A 17,865-nucleotide genomic window follows, 5' to 3' on the forward strand; every position below is an offset into this window, starting at 1 on the left:
ACAGTCCTTCTCAGCTCTTTTTTTATAACATTACTAGCTGCTAGCAAAATAGTGAGTAGCACAGGACACTGTTTGCTGAAAACTTCTTGAAAGCCCAAAAGCTACCACAGATGCCCACGTCAGGTGTTCGCTACTCACCTTCTTCGTTAAGCCTGCGTGTCACAAATTTATCCAGCTGGTTTGTAAATTCCTGTTTATCCCGTGCACCAAGGGGAGCAGGTCCACCACCGACCATTCCACCGCTACGTAACTCTTCCATAAGATGACGCATGCGTAGCAACCCTTTGATATTATCTTCTGTATACAGCTGCCCTCGTGGGTTCAACCCAGTGGCGCCCTTTTCAACAACCTTGTCTGCAAGCGGAACATCCGCTGTCACTACAAGGTCACCCTCGTCTGCACGCTTTGCAATTTCATTGTCTGCCTCGTCAAACCCAGCCCCTACTCGAATAAAATCAATATATGGAGAAGGCGGAACAGCCATTCCGCTGTTCGCAACAAGTGTTGTTCTTACTTTTCGTCGCACAGCTACCTTAAAAAGCACATCTTTAATCACTCGGGGGCAGGCATCTGCATCTACCCATATCTGCATAGTAACTCCGGTGTATTTTGTTGGATACCTTACCATATCAACGTGTCACAAGCCTTGTTTTTACAACGCCTGTTTACCTGTTAACCGCATCCGAAGCTAGACGTAATCACACTTCATCTGTTATCTAATATCGTGTTGGTATCTCATTGCATATACCGAGTTGTACCAACTGTATTTTCTTTTTTGACACAAACAATAACATAGGAATCTCGAATGACGCTTCCTGCATTATCCTCTGTATCCCGCCTTTGTGCACTCATATGCCTGCTTGCTACGCTCGCTCTCTCAGGCTGCGGATATACATTTACTAACAACCAGCCAAGCCTTTTCGGCGACGGTTCATCCACAATGCGTATTAGAGAAGTAAAGAACTCTACTATTTACCCGTGGATTACTCAGGTTGTCCGTACTGCTATGTACGACGAAATTACCGATAGAAATCTCGCTGTTATGACCGCATCTGACAAAGCAGATTATAGTATGGTCATTGATATTGAGAAATTCACTATCAACAGTCGTATTAAAGGTACAAAAGACGAAACACTCGAATACACTGTCACTATCATATTTAGTACATCCGTTTACAGCAAAGCAAATAAGCTGGTGTGGACTTCGGACAAAACAACTCTATCACGCTCATATCCTGTTTCTGATGAACGCACAGCAGGTGTAGAAATTATCAACCTGCTGGTTGAAAAAATGGCTGATAAGATGCGTAACACATTCTAGCGTTGCATTACTGCCCATAGACCTGCGTGATACCATTGTATATAAAGAGGCTCGGAGTCATTGCTCCGAGCCTTTTTTAGTAATTATACAACGGCAAGCATCGAAATATCATTTCGGTGTAATGCAATGCCGAATAGTAGTGCTTACCGCCCTAATTTTGAACACCACAAAACAGGATACCACATGCCAAGACCCGGATTTTCCATTTGCGTCTGCCCCGATATACAGCTGACCAAAAACTACATCAATTCCCTATTACAGGAAAATCCCGCTCCAGAGGGAGCGTGGGAAAAACACGTATACTGGAGCGATGAAGGGCTGCCGCCTGTCTTCTGGGAAAACCTTACGCTGCAAGGATTGTTTGCCTCACCCAAAGTGCTCATGATTCGTAATGCACAAAACCTTCCCATTGATGCGTGGCGTAAACTCAGCACAAGTCTCGGGCAATATAATCCGCTGGCATGGGTCATTATTTTCCTTGAAGCCCCATACGATAGAGGCAAACCTAAAATCCCAGCTGCAATAAAGAAACTACCATGCTGGAAACTGGCAGAAACGAAAGCATGGATATGGCAATCAGCAGGACTTACAGAACGTGCAATGCGTGGTTTCATTGAACAATGGGCAGCACAAAATCATATGCAAATTGAACCCAAAATAGTTCATGCGCTATCACAAGTTTTACCCCAAGATGCCTCTGCCGCAAAAAATGAGCTGGAAAAACTCGCTCTTGCTGCCGGAGATGCTCGAATAATTGCAGACGAGCACATTAAAGATATTTCCCATGATGCTGATATGGATATATTCGCGTTCATCAACGCACTACAATCAGGCAAAACACCTGATAAGGTGTGGAACAAGGTTCTATCCAGTCAGGCAGCAGGCGACGCAATGATCTTTTCATTCCTTGCCATGCTCCTGCGCGAAGCACGTATTTTATGGCAACTCTATGCAGGCGAAACCGTCCGCTTACCCTCCGGTATTGTGCAACAAAAAAAACGACTCGCAACAAACCTCGGTCCAGTTCGCCTTTCAAAAATATGGGATCTGGCTCTGGAAGCAGAAATGGGTATCAAAACTGGTGAACGCAAGCCAGAACAGGCGATGGAAATATTAGTTGCCGGTCTTCTTGCTCTTTTTTCTCCAAAAAAGTAGCTTTTTTGCCTTGTTTTACCACTAACTGTCTCTTTTTTTCTGCTTGATGCACCTTTTTTGTTGAAATATAATTAAAATTCACCTGTTATCGCTTGCCACGTTGCAATTCCTGTTTATTATGACAGAAAAAGCTCACTATCATGGACATAGGAAGCGTCTGCGCGAAAAATTAAACAAAGACGAGCAGTCGCTTGCTGACTACGAAATCCTAGAACTTGTGCTCGGAACTGTTATTTTGCGTTCCGACACAAAACCGCTCGCTAAAGAACTATTACATCGATTTGGTACACTTCGAGGTGTGCTAGATGCGCAAGATGAAGACCTGCTTCAACTCAAAGGCTTCGGGGCATCTCTTCTGAGCCACTGGAAGTTACTACGGGAACTCTTCTCCCGTTACATGGAATCTGGAATCTCGGAAAAGAAAAAGCTTTCCAGCCCTGCTGAAGTTGCAGAAATGGCACGCATCCGATTGGGACGTAAAGATAAAGAAGAGTTTTGGGCAGCTTTTTTGGATAACCAGAACAGGCTCATTTCTTGGGAAAGAATTTCAACCGGCACAGTGAATACTACCATGATCTACCCAAGGGAGCTTATGGAGCAGGCACTGCAACGCAAAGCCAGTTCGCTGGTAATTGTACACAATCATCCGGGTGGCAATCTTAATCCTTCGTCACCGGATATAGAAATAACACGGCACATTGTACAGGCAGGACGCATATTAGGCATTAGACTACTCGACCATCTAATAATTACAGCAGAGACATACTACAGCCTGAAGGATGAGGGACACATGTAACATCTTCCAAAAGGAGGCGTATCATGGCTAGGCAGCGCTATATCATATCAGGGAAAGTACAAGGGGTTGGGTTCCGGTATTGGGCACACCACACAGCAATTTCTTTGGGATTAAGCGGTTGGGTACGCAATCTGCCGGATGGACGTGTTGAGCTTGTTGCAGAGGGAGATATCAGTAGTCTGCGTCAATTTGAAAAAGAACTGTGGCAAGGTCCGGTAAGTGGGCATGTCACGGATGTTCAGCCGTGTGACACAAATTTACAGGAAGAACTTACGGGTTTTTCCATGCATTAAACACATGTTACTGTCGTAGATACGCCAGCAACTATATATAACACCGTATCTGCCCAGCTTGGAGGGCACCCATGACTGACGATATAATGAACAGCACACCGTTAATTACCGAAGAGGAAGTTCTTTCAGGCGCTCTGGAGCACGATGCAGATGCAACGCTACCGGAATTCCCCGCCGAACTTCCTGTACTTCCGGTTCGAGATATTGTTGTCTTCAATTACATGATTCTTCCGCTCTTTGTAGGGCGTGAAAAATCTGTTCAGGCCGTTGACGCTGCCCTTAACGGCAGCCGCTACATGATGATTACAACACAGAAAGACGAATCCACTGAAGATCCTTCGCCAGAGGATTTGCACACCACTGGTACTGTTGTAATGATTATGCGCATGCTTAAAATGCCTGACGGACGCCTCAAAGTGCTCGTACAAGGTGTAAGCCGTGCAAAAATCGATCACTTCACCAGCACAGAGCCATACCTTGTGGCAGAAGTGAATGGTCTGGAAGAAGTCGAAATCGAAGAAGTTTCCGTTGAAACAGAAGCTATGATGCGTGCCGTACGCGAACAGAGCGAAGAAATTCTCTCCCTGCGTGGTGTTGCAACATCTGAAATTATGTCTGTTCTCAACACAGTGCACGATCCAGGACGCCTTGCAGATTTGATTGCAGCAAATTTGCGAATGAAAGTACCGGATGCACAGTCTATTCTTGAGTGCAACGACCCTCTGGATCGTTTAGACCTTGTCAATAAGCAGCTCCAAAAAGAATCAGAAGTTGCTAACGTACAGGCACGCATTCAATCTATGGCTCGAGAAGGCATGGATAAGGCACAACGCGACTACTACCTGCGCGAACAGCTTAAAGCTATCCGTACAGAGCTTGGTGAAGGTGAAGGTGCAGAAGAAGAAGCAGAAGAGCTTGCTGAAGCACTGAACAAAGCAGGTCTGCCTAAGGATGTTCGCAAAGAAGCTTCTAAACAATTGCGTCGTCTTACCGGAATGCATCCAGAATCATCTGAAGCCAGCGTTGTTCGCAGCTACCTTGAGTGGCTTTCTGAACTTCCTTGGAAAAAGCTTTCCCGTGATCGACTTGATATTTTAAAAGCGCAGGAAATTTTGGACGAAGATCATTACGGTCTGGAAAAAGTCAAAGATCGTATTCTTGAATACCTCTCTGTTCGCAAACTTAACCCGAAATCTAAAGGACCTATCCTTTGTTTCGCAGGCCCTCCGGGGGTTGGTAAAACGTCTTTAGGACGTTCCATTGCGCGCTCTTTGGGGCGTAAATTTCAGCGTATTTCGCTTGGTGGTATGCGCGACGAAGCAGAAATCCGCGGTCATCGCCGTACATACGTCGGCGCTATGCCGGGGCGTATAATCCAGACAATGAAACTTATGGGAACTCGTAACCCTGTCATCATGCTGGATGAAATCGACAAGCTCGGCTCTGATTTTAGAGGCGACCCGTCTTCTGCACTGCTGGAAGTCCTTGACCCTGAGCAGAACAGTAATTTTTCAGACCACTACCTGAATGTTCCTTTTGATCTGTCGAAAGTCATGTTCATCTGCACAGCAAACCAGCTGGATACTATTCCGGGACCTTTGCGTGACCGCATGGAAATTATCCAGATTCCGGGATACACAATGCAGGAAAAAACCCGCATTGCGCGTCGCTATCTGTTGCCACGTCAGGCAGAAGAAAACGGTCTGAAAAAAGACGAAGTTTCTATTGCAGACAGCGTGCTCTCTAAAATAATTCAAGAATACACACGCGAAGCCGGACTGCGTAACCTTGAACGTGAAATCGGCGCAGTATGCCGCAAGCTTGCGCGTCAAAAAGCAGAAGGCACAGCTGGTCCTTACAAGGTCACTGCCAAAACGCTTCAGAAGCTGCTGGGTATCCCACGCTTCATTGATGAAGAAAAAGATGCTGATCTTATTCCGGGTGTCGCACAGGGGTTGGCATGGACTCCATATGGCGGCGTGATTCTTAACATCGAAGTGACGCCTATGAAGGGAAAAGGCAAACTTACCCTTACAGGTCAGCTCGGTGATGTTATGAAAGAATCCGCACAGGCTGCACTAAGTTATGCACGAGCCAATGCAGAAGAGTTGAACATTGATGCCGATTTCCTTGATAAGCACGATATTCACATTCACGTTCCAGCGGGTGCTACCCCTAAAGATGGACCTTCCGCCGGTGTAACTTTGCTCATCGCGCTTATCTCCGCTTTGAAAGGTGAACCTGTGAACCACGATCTTTGTATGACTGGCGAAATTACTCTGCGTGGACGTGTCTTACCTGTTGGTGGCATCAAAGAAAAAATTCTTGCCGGTGTTGCCCGTGGATTACATCAAGTATGCATTCCTAAACAGAATGAAAAAGACCTTGAAGATGTTCCAGCGGATTTACTCAAAAAGATTGATGTGCATACCGCATCGCACATTCAAGATATCATCCCGTTAGCTTTTACAAAATAGTCGGCTAAATCTAACAACATGCTGGACTCTGCTTGCTACTTCTGGTAGCGCAAAAGTCCAAGAACATGTACGCAATAAAGGCGGTGAACCCAATGTTCACCGCCTTATTTTTTTGATAAAAGGACGCCAGTATGCAGACTGATGACACTTCGCTTTCCAACATCCACCCATTATTCAGCCGTCTGTCCGGTCAGGTTGTTTGGTTACTTATGGAAGAAAATGATGCCTCATCCGAGGACATCAATGCTTTTATGGATAATGTCATTGCATGGCGAACTGCTCATCTAAAAACGATGCGAGCACTTCTGGAAGACTCCAGCCTGTACATGCAGATAACTGTTGACCACATTGGAGACATTCCCGCAGACCAAGAAGCATGCAGCAGATGCGAAAATTTGGCAGGTAAAATTTTGCCAGCATCCCATCCTTCTCTTATCAGCATGCTTCCTCCTTACTCGCTCGGTTGTCGATGCCGTGGAAAAATTTTGACTGAATCTGAGCTGCCAGAAAATCCAGACTTTCTTGTCCCTGAAGATTGTCCGGAACATTCTTTTATGTGCCAAACAGGATGGTTTCTCCATTACCCGTGGGCAAGTAAAAAGAAAGAACAACAATAAGCCTGTTTCTGAAAAGCAAATGTTCAAAAGACGCTGTCCGGTCTTTTGAAAGGCTTTGCTAAGCAACGGCTCATGCGCTATCTTCCCGCACACAAGAGGGAACAATGAATCAAACTCCACTAGACATTCTTCGGACAACCTACGGATTTAGAGACTTCAGAGGCAAGCAGGAAGACATCATCAATCACATGATTGATGGTGGCGATGCACTTGTCATCATGCCTACAGGCAGCGGTAAATCGCTTTGCTATCAATTGCCTTCTATTATCCGCAAAGGCACTGGCATCATCGTTTCACCTTTGATTGCGCTTATGCAAGATCAGGTAAACGAATTAGTGCAAATGGGGATACGGGCAGCTTTTCTGAACTCAAGCCAAAGCCCGCAAGAACAGCAGCTAGTGGAACAACAGCTCCGTAATAATGAGCTGGACATGCTCTATGTTGCGCCTGAACGCCTTGTCACACCTGTATTTCTGGCATTACTTGACACAATCCACCCTGCACTATTTACTATTGATGAAGCACACTGCGTCTCACAGTGGGGACACGATTTCAGACCGGAATACACGCGCCTGTCAATTTTACGTGAACGTTTCCCGCAAGTTCCGCTCATTGCACTTACAGCAACAGCTGATGACCCCACCCGCAAAGACATTGCAGAACAGTTGCACCTTCAACAAGCCCCTGTTTTTGCCACAGGGTTTGATAGACCGAATATCACGTATACTATTCAAAATAGAGAACGAGGACAGGATCAACTTTTCAGTTTTATCCGCAATAACTACAAGGATGAGTCCGGCATTGTCTATTGCCAGTCACGCAAAAAAGTAGAAGAGATTGCCTCTAAGCTTACCGAGGCAGGTTTCAACGCACTGCCGTACCATGCAGGGATGAGCGCAATTCAGCGAAATCATAACCAGTCCAGATTCATGATGGAAGAAAACGTCATTATGGTTGCCACTATTGCCTTTGGTATGGGGGTTAACAAACCAAACGTGCGTTTTGTTGTACATATTGGACTACCCAAAAGCCTTGAGGCATACCATCAGGAAACAGGTCGTGCTGGTCGCGACGGTCTTCCGGCAGACGCTCTTCTTTTATACAACTTGCAGGACATTGTGCTTGCAAGACGTATGATTACACGATCTTCAACAAACCGTGCCATCATTGAGCAGCACAAATTCAACTCCCTACTCGGATTCATTGAAACAACTGAATGCCGCCGCAACGTTATTCTCTCTTACTTCGGCGAACACCGTACAGAAAAATGCGGCAACTGCGACACCTGCCTGTTCCCTGTCGAAACATGGGACGGCACAATTGCAGCGCAAAAAGCACTTTCATGCGTGTATCGAACAGGGCAACGGTTCGGGGCAACGCATCTTACAGATATTTTGATTGGCAACCTGACGAAGCGAGTTTCAGAGCACGAACATAATCTGATAAAAACATTTGCGTGCGGTAAAGAACTTGGGAAAGAGACGTGGAAAGGTGTATTCAGACAACTGGTTGCCTTGCAGATGCTTGATTCTGACCCTGAAAACGGAAGCCTGAAGCTTAATGACACAAGCTGGCAAATTCTGCGTAGCGAAAAAACAGTCTCACTGCGACGCGACTCTCTTTCTGCCACAACCACAAAACATGTGAATAAGAAAGAACTGGACGCAGCCATGCAGCATGCGCTTCAACTTCCGGATGCAACCTTGCTGCTTGATCTTCTTAAGATAGAACGCACACGTATTTCACGGGAACAAAACATCCCGCCATACTCTGTACTCCCAGATAAAACGCTGCTGGAGCTTGTTGCCTATCGCCCTATTCAAAAAGACGATCTGTGTAATATTCACGGAATCGGACAAACAAAGCTTGCTATGTATGGTGACCTGATGCTCTCCGTGCTTACCAACTTTGAGGCAGAACACGGACGCCCTGACTCCTTGCCAGAACTTCCGCAACGGGCAGCTGCAAAGCAAAAAAAGAAAGATGCCGGAAAAACTATTACCGACACCGTCCAAAAATCAATCGACTTATTCCGACAACTGGGAAGCGTTACGCTAGTTGCTGCTGAACGCAACTTAGTAGATGGAACTGTTTATGGACATATCGCCCGTGCCGTTGAACTAGGTGAAATTGAACTTGCAGCCGTTACAGCACAACTGACAGCAGACGAAATAGAAGCTGTGCGGGCACAAGTTGCCGCAGCCATTGGCTCAGGAACAGGGATCAAAGGTGCGCATACAGCCCTGAAAGGAAAGTATGACTACGGTCTTTTACGGTGTATTGCGGTAGATTTAAAAAAAGCCAGCTCAGAAGAATGGTAAAAGAAAAGCCCGTTACTACTCAGGTAGTAATGGGCTTTTGATTTCAATATCATCAACAGCATCCTAGCCGCCACCAACGGCAGGAAACAAGCCAAGGCGATCCCCTTCGCTAAGCACACTGCTCAGTGATTGATGCTTTCCGTTTATGAACATAATTTTCACATCTTCAGTTTTAATCCCAAGAGCATCAATAACCTGCTGAATGGTTGCACCATCTTCAACAGTCATCATATTCCCTTCCGGTGTAAAATCAGAAAGAGTCGCAAAACATTTTATTTCTATCTGCATGGCATATCCTTTTATTTACAACCACAAGATACGCAATAAGAAAAAAGAAATGGAAACACAAGCTCCTCTCGTATCATACGCAAAAAACTATGCTGTGTACTGACGGACAGACACAGATAGGGGCATTACATCCCCTCTACCAGGGCAGCTCCGTTGTACATTTCATCCATTGGAGCTAACACTCCCCGCAAAAAAGTATCCCCGTTACGCTGCAGCGGAGTGATATGCAGGCTGATATTTTTTTGTCCTTCCGCTGAATCAAGAACTGTTTGTGTACGCATAGTGCTTTGTGTCTTAGCAAGTGATTCTGTTTGATACTCTTGCTCAGGGACACTGAAAGCACAGCAACTGATAAGAAGCGATGCGATACGCTCACGCTCTTCTGGAATAAGAAATTCTGTCAAATACCTTTTTTCTGGTGTGGCAACACTGCCTAACAATTTGCTGGCGAATTTATTAGTAATCAGGATACGTCCGTTTTTACTCAAATCTACGACGCCAGCAGGCAACGAATCTGAAAATGCAATAACATCCTCGCCACCGCACTTAAAGCATTTATACAATTCAAACACTTCTACAGCAGACGCACAGTTCTTACAGACAATAGAAAGCAGTGCCATTTCAACAGCAGTAAGATTTTTGGCACCTTCTGAAAAAACGCCTACAAACATCCCCCTCACACGCGAAGATGTTTCCAGAACATGCAACACTACTCTACGCTGCAATTCAACAGAGTGCACAATCACAGGACGCCCTTCCCGCAGAGCAAAGGTAAACATCCCGCTATCAATAAATGATGTTATTGCGGATTCTATCTGAGCACTCCATTCCTGCCTGTCTGAATATGCCTGATAAAAATCCGAACTCCCTTCATCCACAAGATACACAGCAGAAGCAGCAAACGGTGTAATAGTTGCTACTCGAGCTACAACCTCGCGCAAAAGCAGTGTCGGCTCGTGCAGTGAGCTTATCCCCACTTCAAACTCGCCCAACGACGCAGCAAGTTCCAACGCATCCAAAGTAAATCGAGTTTGATCTTCTAACCGAGCGACCCGCCCCTCAAGAGACTCTACGTCTACAGGTGCTTTTTTACTCTCCATATACCAACCGTATGATTTCGTTAGACTTCAAATAAATAACTTCCACAATCTCAGACAGTGACTCTTCTGTAATATTCAGTATAGCCCACGCATCACTATCTAAAGAAGGCGGAAGGGTGTCGTACTCCGGGTTATAAAAAAGAGCCTTTGTCACAAACGCTGCTACCTGCATAATAGCATGCTCTTTTGTTCCAACCTTGCTGAAGCGTAAGTGGTGTTCCAACACGCTTTTTTCTGCCGCTACAGGAAAACCCAATGCCTTTAATATTCGTCCCCCGACCTCAGCATGAGTCATCCCAAAATGTAAAATTTCCGCAGTGCAAATATTCAAGTTATTCTGTGCTGCTGTCCTGCGCACTGCATTATATTCCGAAGAGAAATGACGTACAAAAAACAAACGTCCGACGTCTCGCAATATTCCATTGCTAAAAAATGAATCTTTACTACTTGCACCAGATGCAATTGCAATGTAGCGCGCTGCCACACCTGTTGCAAGAGCACTTTTAGCAGTATGTAACACTGCTTCAGAAGAATTAAGTTCGTATAAATGCTCAAGATAAACTAGAATAATAGCTAAATATAGTACAGTCCTATTTCCTAAAAAAGCTGCGCAGCTATAAATAGATTTTATTTCACAACCCGTAACATTGATAAAACTTTCGCAAATTCTAAGAATTTTATCCCGTATCCGTTTATTTTTTTCAATTACTGCAACAACAGTTTCGGGTGTTGTATATACATTGTTCAGCATCTGCACAAAAACAAAGTAATCCTCAGGAAAACCATCAAAGTAATATTGAATATCACCTGCAAGAGCATCAGCAATTTTCTTTTGACTATTTGATAGCTGGTGGCTTCCAGAAGTTTGCTCGCAACATGATGGAAAAAGACCGTCTTCCCCCCTCCCGTCAACATTTGCCAGTCTGATACAATCTTCAACAATACTGGAAACAGGAAATATTCCGGCTTTACTCTGGCGTAACAATATCCGGATAGCAGAAGCTGAATCTGTGATACAAGTATGTCGGCTACTGTCTTCACCAGCAAAATTGCTGGTGCAGTCATCAGACGTACCATGAACAGATACGTGCTGTACTCCCCATATTTTAAGAACACGCAGCGTCTGGTCTGTAACAATATGTCCACGAGAAAACAGCCTTCTTCCATTGGCAATCTGCACATCGCATGAAAGAGCCTGCCCTATCTCAAGGCTGGAAATCGTCATTGTATTTTATTTCCCTCTAATAAGAACACGATAACAACGAATTATAACAGTTTATTTTCACAACAAGTACTCATAGTTATCAACAAACGCAATTGCAATTGTGTAAATAGCTGTCTTTTCCAACGTATTTTTTTATGTTATTGGTCGCGAAGTTTCAAAACCGATTACTTTTCTGTAGGCAGTGCATGAACTATCTTGATCTCATTTTTATTCTTATTACTGGATTTTTTTGTGTCCGGGGCTTTTTCAGGGGTCTAATATTAGAAATCACTTCAATTGCAGGAGTCATTGGCGGTTTTATTCTTGCCAACAATTATTACGAACAGTTGGCACCGCATCTTGCTACTGTCATCTCCCCAAAGTGGGCTGATGTTACAGCATACGCACTCATTTTTATTGGCGTATTGCTTGCTGCTGCTATTATTTCAAGCTTGCTGCGAAAAATCATCGGTGCAGCCGGTGCGGCATGGCTTGACTACACTTTTGGCGGAGTTCTCGGCGGCGCAAAGGGTGTTCTGCTTTGCTGCATTGTTCTCGCTTTTATCTTACATTTCTTCCCATACTCCGAAACAGTGCAGACATCTATTGTGGTTCCCCATCTAAGCTCAGTAACAGACATGCTCCGGCAGTTTATCCCCGAAACGCTATAACCATTAATTTCGACAAACTGCCCTTGCTTCGCCAAGGGCTTTTTTGTGTATACCTCACACCAACGTATAAAAAACGAAGAGCAGAACAATGACCAAAAGTACTACTGAAGCCTTACTTGCCCTGCGGAACGTAATTGACGAGCTCCTCGGTGAAAACGGGTGTCCTTGGGACAAAGAGCAGACTCCACAAACGTTATGCGACTACCTGCTGGAAGAAACCTACGAGCTTGTAGATGCCATTCGCAGTGGTAGCGTTATTGATGTCCGAGAAGAAATGGGCGATGTTGCATTTCTCATCCTCTTCATAAGCAGCCTGTACGAAAAAGAAGGCTTTACTCTTGCCGATTCTATGCAGGAAAATGCTGCTAAAATGATCCGACGTCACCCGCACGTATTTGGTGAACTGGATATACAGAACGTTGAAGAAGTATGGGCTAACTGGGAAAAAATTAAGCGCACCGAAAAACAATCAGACGCTGAAGACAAACCTAAAGGCACTTTTGACAGCTTGCCTAAGGGACTCCCTTCCTTGCTTAAAGCCTACCGGCTCAACTCTAAGGCTGCACGGGTTGGCTTTACCTGGAACTCAGATGCTGATGTAGAGAAGCAATACCATGCAGAATGGAAAGAGTTTCAAGATGCACTCGCATCAGGTGATACTGAAGCCATTACCTCCGAGTTCGGTGATGTACTCTTTACCTTGGTAGAGCTTGGCAGACGCAAGGGAATTAAAGCGAACACTGCACTTGATGGAACCAACTTAAAGTTTCTTGATCGATTTGAAAAAATGGAAGCACTCTCCCACGAACGCGGCATGACGTTTTCTGATCTTTCTTTTGAAGAGATGGATGCACTGTGGGATGAAGTTAAAAAGCAGAGCAGCTAAGCTACGACAAGTTGCCCTGTATAATCATTCATAAAAGAGACTCTGCATTACATGCAATCCACTACCAAAGCCGTCTACGCCAGTATCATAGCATGGTTGAAAGGCGGGCAACAATTCACAGCAGACGTCAAGGACTACGCAGAAGCTGTCCTTGGCGTCTGTACTCTTTCGGAACTGGAACCTCTTCTAGCGGAAAGCGACAATCCAGACATTGAGCCGTTTGTGGAGCTAATTCTTTTTCCGGATGATACGTTACGCCACAGGCTTGAATCTATTCTTACGCAGCCACTGCAAGATGAAGAGGTAGAACAACTAACGGAACACCTTGCTCTAGCCTCGCCGTCCCTAATGCTTCATAGCGACGAAAAAACACTCTCACTTACCGTTCCAGAATGGATGTGGGGTGATGTTGTTACACGCCTTTGTCTAAAGGACTCAACCGTTGCATCGCTACTTCACTTAGCGCCACAAATCGAAAGTACGCTGAGCATTCCAACGCAAAGTTACCTTCGTACCGCAAAAATCCCCACGTCTACAGCAGCATATAAGACTCTTATACAGTTTTTCACTACCACTCTGCCGCATGACCCGCTTTTCCATCTAATGCTTTCCACATGGGTATCCGTGCTTACATCTGTATCACCAACTTGTGAATATGATGAAAAAAAGCTTATGGAACATTTGGAAAAATTCAGACGCCGCTTATATAAAGCTATTTTTGATGCCACAGAGTTTACGCGAAAGCTCCAGCGTTTTAATATGGAAACACTCATGCTTTCCGGTGACGTGCCGCCCGCAATCAATATCAACGAAGCCCGATTACAAATTCGTCTCATAGATCGACTCTCCATTGCCCTCTTCGCAAAAAATGTCGGCGCAATTGAAGAGCTTGAAGACAGAGCATGGGGAGACTACAGAGACTACCGCGAACACGCCCTGATGCTCCCTGTGGACATGTAAGTTTTCTTACCTTCTGTTTTCTTAGTCTACACCAATGAATAATCCCGTACTTTTTTGTTGGCGGATAAAATCTATTATGGATACAATATCCCATAAACTGTTTTCAAATACATACAGGTTCTCTGCCTGATGTATGTAACTACTATCCGGATAAATTCTTTGCTTATGACTGAAGAAACAAAAAACAACAGTACGGCTGAATATACTGCTGAAGACACAGAACCTACTCTTAAATTCCCGCGGAATAACCTGTTCCGCTACTTCACCATTCTGCTGCTTTTATTTTCCCTGTACCTTGCATACCTCATTGCAGCGCCTTTTTTAAACACGATAATTTTATCCATTGTTGTTGCTGCATGCTGTTACCCTGCATACAAAAGAATTCTCGCAAAGGTAAACGGGCACGAAATATGGGCTTCTACCATCGCCATGTTATTGCTTGTACTCTGTATTGCAGTGCCAATGACATTTTTCATTATAAGCCTTATTCCACAAGCAGCGGACAGTATACAAGCTGTAACCGTATGGCTTCAGCAATCGCAATCAGAATCTTTTCTGAACGACATTCAAAACAACCCGACTTTACAGTGGTTTCACACCCGTCTTCCATTTATTGATGTGAAAGAAGCTGCCATAAAGTCATACCTTGCAACCATATCTAAGACTGTGGGACAGTACATTGTTTCTATTGGTACAACTGCACTTGGTGACACATTAAACTTCTTCGCCAAGTTTCTGCTTATGTTGCTGATAATCTTTTTCCTACTGAAAGATGGAAGCAAGATGGTTTCTGGTCTTAAATATCTCTGGCCAATGCGCGAATCTCAGGAGGATGCACTCCTCGATTCATTGCGTTCTACCTCACGGTCTGTGCTGGTGGGAGGATTGCTTGTTGCTATTCTGCAAGGCATTGTTGGCGGCATAGGACTTGCGTTTGTAGGCATAACCCCCTTGTTCTGGGGAACTGTGATGAGTTTTTGCTCACTTATCCCAATTGTGGGTACAGGTCTGGTATGGATACCGGCAAGCATCTACTTGCTTGTTACCTCCGGCTGGCAGCAAGCGCTGTTTATGGTGCTGTGGGGTGCAATCCCAGTTGCAGCAATTGATAGTTTCCTGCGTCCGTATTTTATGCGTGAAAGCGCCGGGGTTTCCGTTTTCTTCATTTTCCTCTCCATTCTGGGCGGACTGAAAACATTCGGAATGCTCGGTATCCTGTATGGTCCACTTGTTTTGAGCTTTGTTATGGTAATGCTCAAAATTTACGGTGAAGAGTACCACCATATTCTTTCCGAAAATTCTCGCCATTAATTTCAGTCCTGCTACGGCAAAAGGGATTCAATGACGCACCTGACTCTTACTATCGACAATACAGATCAAGCTAGAGCTACATGGCAGTACCTTACGCAATCGTCATCAGAAGTCGCTGCGGACATAGGTGATACCATTTTGAATTTCTTAACGAATCGTCTGGGGATGGAGGAAGAGTACATTGATTCGCAGGTTAAAACTATTTTCATTGATGGAAAACCTGTTGATGACATCACCACTGCTACCATCCCTGAAAATGCCCGCATCGCGCTTGGTGCCATTGCACCCGGTGCTGCGGGAATGACAATGTGCCGCAACAGTCCGATATCCAGCCTCAGAAGCGGCATTACGTATACGAACACAGCGCCGGTAACGACGATTACAGAAGGAGTCGTTACCTTGCTTCTGTTTAATGCCGTCATGAAAGATATGGGGTTACAGATTCTCGAAAAAGGTGTCACTATCCCCGCTGCCAAGCTTGAACAAGCAACAAAGGAAGCGCCAGACTCTATTCTTTCTGCAACGCTGGATGAAACGTCAATCACACCAGAAGAGCTATTACATTGGGTACAAAAAAACCCGCAGACGAAAATACATCTACGGGTTACGTCAACTTCGTAATGCGCAGAGCTGTTACTGAAGGTCGGACTCGAATCCAGGAATGGTAAAGCTACCGCTACCCTGATCCTGTCCGTTACCTTTAGGACAGTCCGGCTGCAAGTAACAGATGTCACATGCACCTTTGAACGGGTAAAAGGTAAGAACTGCATAGCGACGTGAAAGTGCAGATGCATTGTCGTTGTATGGACAGCCTAAGTCTTCCATAACTTCAACAAGGTTGTCAGTCGGTCTCGGAGCCGGAGCACAACCAGCAGTCTCAACATCTGGAAGAACAGCGTAAATGGTGCTCATGATGAAAGCCTGTGCAAGGTTGGTAATCATGTAAGCATCAGACGGAGAATCATCCCACGCGCTGTCAGTATCTTGCTCTACTTCTTCATCAAGCCAGACAGCAAGATATTGGATTTTTCCAATTTTAATTTTCTTTACGGTAAGATGACCAAGCCATTTTTCCCATAAGCCAGCCATTTTATCCATTAATGCGCCATCAACACGAGTCTCCTGACTCAGTTGCAGCAATAATTCCATATCAAAATACGGTGTTGCGTCGAGATTTTCGCTTGTATAGTCAGCCATAATCCTCTCCCGGGATGGTTGATTTCGTGAGTTGTGACTGTGCGGTATAACGATAAATCAGTCAAGCCCTGCAACCAGACAAGCCTGCTTCCCTCTTGCTACAAAGGTAGCTCTTACCGAGATTCTAACACACCGTTTCAGTTACCAAAGCTCACCACAATCACGAAAGGAAGAACACACCATACAAAAAAATATGTGCAGATTATTCGCAAATCTACACACCATACTGAGAAACAACTCAACACTTAGGCTGACAATATAGCTTACATATTTCTTCTGCATGAAGACTCACAAAAGTTAATCCAGTCACCTCACAAGCGGAAGCAATATGTGTGCATTACCGGACTTTGCGGCGAACCTCACCGTGCTCAATATACTCCTCTTCACGGGCTGCGGTATCAATAAGAATGGAGGCGGTCGTGCCTACACGAAGCCGCACCTGTGGCGGAACGTGCGTCAGGTGAATTCGAACCGGAATGCGCTGGGCTAGCCGTATCCATTCGAAGGTAGCATTAACCTCCGGCAACAATTCATAGTTCAAATTATTATTAGACTGAGCGATGCCCCACCCAAGGCTTTGGACAACCCCTTGAAGAGGTGTATCTGGATACCCCATAAGCGTAATTTCTGCCCTGTCACCTTCACGTATGTTCTGGACAGACGTTTCCTTGAAATATCCAAAAATCCAATACGAGGATGTATCTACAAGCGAGATAAGCGGAACATCAGCAACAGACATTGTTCCTCTATAAAGACTGTAGTTTGTAACAAATCCAGAGACTGGCGCGTACACATCTGTAAACTGCAAGTTTAATTCTGCAGTTTCCAACCGTGCTTTCGATGCCTTCACCTGCGCGTCTGCCGCCTGCCATGCATATTCATACTGCACCAAAACCTGACGCGCGATAGCATCAACATCTTCTGCAACAAGCTTCCTGGAGCGCGCCAGAACGTCTAATGCCTCCGCAGCATTTGCCTCATCCACTTCTAATTGTGAGCGAGCCTGATTCACAGCAGCAATAAATGTACTTTTATCTATACTAAAAAGCAGATCACCTTTTTTAACAAACTGATTGTCCACAAACCGCACATGTTCCACAGGACCTGTCACGCGCGACGCCACTGTGATTATATCAGCCTGTACTTGCCCATCGCGTGTCCACGGCTTTACCAAATAGTCTTCATAGCGCACCAGAACAACAACAATCGCCGTTGCTGCGAAAGCGCATGTGAGAAACCATTGAAAAAGACGTTTCATTATCACAAGC

The 17,865-nt window shown here is 45.0% G+C and carries 18 protein-coding genes; 12 read left to right on the forward strand and 6 right to left on the reverse strand.

The window, feature by feature from the left end:
* Positions 1-130: 130 nt before the first annotated feature.
* Entirely contained in the window at positions 131-592 is a 462-nt protein-coding gene (locus N4A56_RS07430; RefSeq protein WP_295546195.1) for a YaiI/YqxD family protein, read from the reverse strand.
* 213 nt (positions 593-805) lie between these two features.
* On the opposite strand from N4A56_RS07430, the gene N4A56_RS07435 reads away from it, so the two are divergent.
* The 7 genes from N4A56_RS07435 (at position 806) to recQ (ending at position 8,980) form a co-directional block, all read left to right on the forward strand.
* On the forward strand, positions 806-1,321 hold the full coding sequence (locus N4A56_RS07435) for an LPS assembly lipoprotein LptE (protein WP_295546196.1): 516 nt from the start codon (positions 806-808) through the stop codon (positions 1,319-1,321).
* 183 nt (positions 1,322-1,504) lie between these two features.
* Positions 1,505-2,476: a DNA polymerase III subunit delta gene (gene holA / locus N4A56_RS07440; RefSeq protein ID WP_295546197.1), complete on the forward strand. Its 972-nt coding sequence runs from the start codon at positions 1,505-1,507 to the stop codon at positions 2,474-2,476.
* Positions 2,477-2,594: 118 nt separating this feature from the next.
* Positions 2,595-3,272 carry a DNA repair protein RadC gene (gene radC, locus N4A56_RS07445; protein ID WP_295546199.1) on the forward strand — a complete coding sequence of 226 codons (678 nt, stop codon included), beginning with the start codon at positions 2,595-2,597 and terminating at the stop codon, positions 3,270-3,272.
* Positions 3,273-3,295: 23 nt separating this feature from the next.
* The gene (locus N4A56_RS07450) at positions 3,296-3,565 is read left to right on the forward strand and encodes an acylphosphatase (protein WP_293671445.1); all 270 of its coding nucleotides are present in this window, start codon (positions 3,296-3,298) and stop codon (positions 3,563-3,565) included.
* Between the two features lie 71 nt (positions 3,566-3,636).
* On the forward strand, positions 3,637-6,042 hold the full coding sequence (lon, locus tag N4A56_RS07455) for an endopeptidase La (protein WP_295546202.1): 2,406 nt from the start codon (positions 3,637-3,639) through the stop codon (positions 6,040-6,042).
* 131 nt (positions 6,043-6,173) lie between these two features.
* Complete coding sequence (locus N4A56_RS07460) at positions 6,174-6,659, forward strand: hypothetical protein (protein ID WP_293671449.1); 486 nt, start codon at positions 6,174-6,176, stop codon at positions 6,657-6,659.
* A 104-nt stretch (positions 6,660-6,763) separates the two neighbouring features.
* Entirely contained in the window at positions 6,764-8,980 is a 2,217-nt protein-coding gene (gene recQ, locus N4A56_RS07465) for a DNA helicase RecQ (protein ID WP_295546204.1), read from the forward strand.
* A 63-nt stretch (positions 8,981-9,043) separates the two neighbouring features.
* Here recQ and N4A56_RS07470 read toward each other — a convergent pair whose 3' ends face one another.
* The 3 genes from N4A56_RS07470 to N4A56_RS07480 all read right to left on the reverse strand — a co-directional run bounded on the left by N4A56_RS07470 (position 9,044) and on the right by N4A56_RS07480 (position 11,593).
* Positions 9,044-9,268, reverse strand: coding sequence for a MoaD/ThiS family protein (locus tag N4A56_RS07470; RefSeq protein ID WP_293671453.1), 225 nt, complete (start codon positions 9,266-9,268; stop codon positions 9,044-9,046).
* Between the two features lie 125 nt (positions 9,269-9,393).
* The gene (locus N4A56_RS07475; RefSeq protein WP_295546208.1) at positions 9,394-10,368 is read right to left on the reverse strand and encodes a GAF domain-containing protein; all 975 of its coding nucleotides are present in this window, start codon (positions 10,366-10,368) and stop codon (positions 9,394-9,396) included.
* Complete coding sequence (locus N4A56_RS07480) at positions 10,358-11,593, reverse strand: HDOD domain-containing protein (protein ID WP_295546209.1); 1,236 nt, start codon at positions 11,591-11,593, stop codon at positions 10,358-10,360. The genes N4A56_RS07475 and N4A56_RS07480 overlap by 11 nt, the downstream gene beginning before the upstream one ends.
* 185 nt (positions 11,594-11,778) lie before the next feature.
* Between N4A56_RS07480 and N4A56_RS07485 the strand changes: the two genes are divergently transcribed.
* From N4A56_RS07485 to N4A56_RS07505, 5 genes are all read left to right on the forward strand, one after another.
* Positions 11,779-12,243, forward strand: coding sequence for a CvpA family protein (locus tag N4A56_RS07485; RefSeq protein WP_295546211.1), 465 nt, complete (start codon positions 11,779-11,781; stop codon positions 12,241-12,243).
* Between the two features lie 88 nt (positions 12,244-12,331).
* Positions 12,332-13,129: a nucleoside triphosphate pyrophosphohydrolase gene (gene mazG, locus N4A56_RS07490; protein ID WP_293671461.1), complete on the forward strand. Its 798-nt coding sequence runs from the start codon at positions 12,332-12,334 to the stop codon at positions 13,127-13,129.
* 51 nt (positions 13,130-13,180) lie between these two features.
* Entirely contained in the window at positions 13,181-14,089 is a 909-nt protein-coding gene (locus tag N4A56_RS07495; RefSeq protein WP_295546213.1) for a hypothetical protein, read from the forward strand.
* Between the two features lie 165 nt (positions 14,090-14,254).
* Entirely contained in the window at positions 14,255-15,400 is a 1,146-nt protein-coding gene (locus N4A56_RS07500) for an AI-2E family transporter (RefSeq protein WP_293671464.1), read from the forward strand.
* Between the two features lie 30 nt (positions 15,401-15,430).
* The gene (locus N4A56_RS07505; protein WP_295546217.1) at positions 15,431-16,021 is read left to right on the forward strand and encodes a hypothetical protein; all 591 of its coding nucleotides are present in this window, start codon (positions 15,431-15,433) and stop codon (positions 16,019-16,021) included.
* A 12-nt stretch (positions 16,022-16,033) separates the two neighbouring features.
* Here the strand turns inward: N4A56_RS07505 and N4A56_RS07510 are convergent, their stop codons facing one another.
* Positions 16,034-16,597, reverse strand: a complete 564-nt coding sequence (locus N4A56_RS07510) for a hypothetical protein (RefSeq protein WP_293671468.1) — start codon at positions 16,595-16,597, stop codon at positions 16,034-16,036.
* A 337-nt stretch (positions 16,598-16,934) separates the two neighbouring features.
* Positions 16,935-17,855, reverse strand: coding sequence for an HlyD family secretion protein (locus N4A56_RS07515; RefSeq protein ID WP_295546218.1), 921 nt, complete (start codon positions 17,853-17,855; stop codon positions 16,935-16,937).
* Between the last annotated feature and the right edge of the window lie 10 nt (positions 17,856-17,865).

It is taken from the genome of Halodesulfovibrio sp., from assembly GCF_025210605.1.
Lineage (GTDB): Bacteria > Desulfobacterota > Desulfovibrionia > Desulfovibrionales > Desulfovibrionaceae > Halodesulfovibrio.

What these genes read in the sequence shown, in the direction of transcription:
- N4A56_RS07430 (WP_295546195.1), bottom strand. Translation starts at nt 592, where the DNA reads ATGCAGATATGGGTAGATGCAGATGCCTGCCCCCGAGTGATTAAAGAT.
- N4A56_RS07435 (WP_295546196.1), top strand. Translation starts at nt 806, where the DNA reads ATGACGCTTCCTGCATTATCCTCTGTATCCCGCCTTTGTGCACTCATA.
- holA (WP_295546197.1), top strand. Translation starts at nt 1,505, where the DNA reads ATGCCAAGACCCGGATTTTCCATTTGCGTCTGCCCCGATATACAGCTG.
- radC (WP_295546199.1), top strand. Translation starts at nt 2,595, where the DNA reads ATGACAGAAAAAGCTCACTATCATGGACATAGGAAGCGTCTGCGCGAA.
- N4A56_RS07450 (WP_293671445.1), top strand. Translation starts at nt 3,296, where the DNA reads ATGGCTAGGCAGCGCTATATCATATCAGGGAAAGTACAAGGGGTTGGG.
- lon (WP_295546202.1), top strand. Translation starts at nt 3,637, where the DNA reads ATGACTGACGATATAATGAACAGCACACCGTTAATTACCGAAGAGGAA.
- N4A56_RS07460 (WP_293671449.1), top strand. Translation starts at nt 6,174, where the DNA reads ATGCAGACTGATGACACTTCGCTTTCCAACATCCACCCATTATTCAGC.
- recQ (WP_295546204.1), top strand. Translation starts at nt 6,764, where the DNA reads ATGAATCAAACTCCACTAGACATTCTTCGGACAACCTACGGATTTAGA.
- N4A56_RS07470 (WP_293671453.1), bottom strand. Translation starts at nt 9,268, where the DNA reads ATGCAGATAGAAATAAAATGTTTTGCGACTCTTTCTGATTTTACACCG.
- N4A56_RS07475 (WP_295546208.1), bottom strand. Translation starts at nt 10,368, where the DNA reads ATGGAGAGTAAAAAAGCACCTGTAGACGTAGAGTCTCTTGAGGGGCGG.
- N4A56_RS07480 (WP_295546209.1), bottom strand. Translation starts at nt 11,593, where the DNA reads ATGACGATTTCCAGCCTTGAGATAGGGCAGGCTCTTTCATGCGATGTG.
- N4A56_RS07485 (WP_295546211.1), top strand. Translation starts at nt 11,779, where the DNA reads ATGAACTATCTTGATCTCATTTTTATTCTTATTACTGGATTTTTTTGT.
- mazG (WP_293671461.1), top strand. Translation starts at nt 12,332, where the DNA reads ATGACCAAAAGTACTACTGAAGCCTTACTTGCCCTGCGGAACGTAATT.
- N4A56_RS07495 (WP_295546213.1), top strand. Translation starts at nt 13,181, where the DNA reads ATGCAATCCACTACCAAAGCCGTCTACGCCAGTATCATAGCATGGTTG.
- N4A56_RS07500 (WP_293671464.1), top strand. Translation starts at nt 14,255, where the DNA reads ATGACTGAAGAAACAAAAAACAACAGTACGGCTGAATATACTGCTGAA.
- N4A56_RS07505 (WP_295546217.1), top strand. Translation starts at nt 15,431, where the DNA reads ATGACGCACCTGACTCTTACTATCGACAATACAGATCAAGCTAGAGCT.
- N4A56_RS07510 (WP_293671468.1), bottom strand. Translation starts at nt 16,597, where the DNA reads ATGGCTGACTATACAAGCGAAAATCTCGACGCAACACCGTATTTTGAT.
- N4A56_RS07515 (WP_295546218.1), bottom strand. Translation starts at nt 17,855, where the DNA reads ATGAAACGTCTTTTTCAATGGTTTCTCACATGCGCTTTCGCAGCAACG.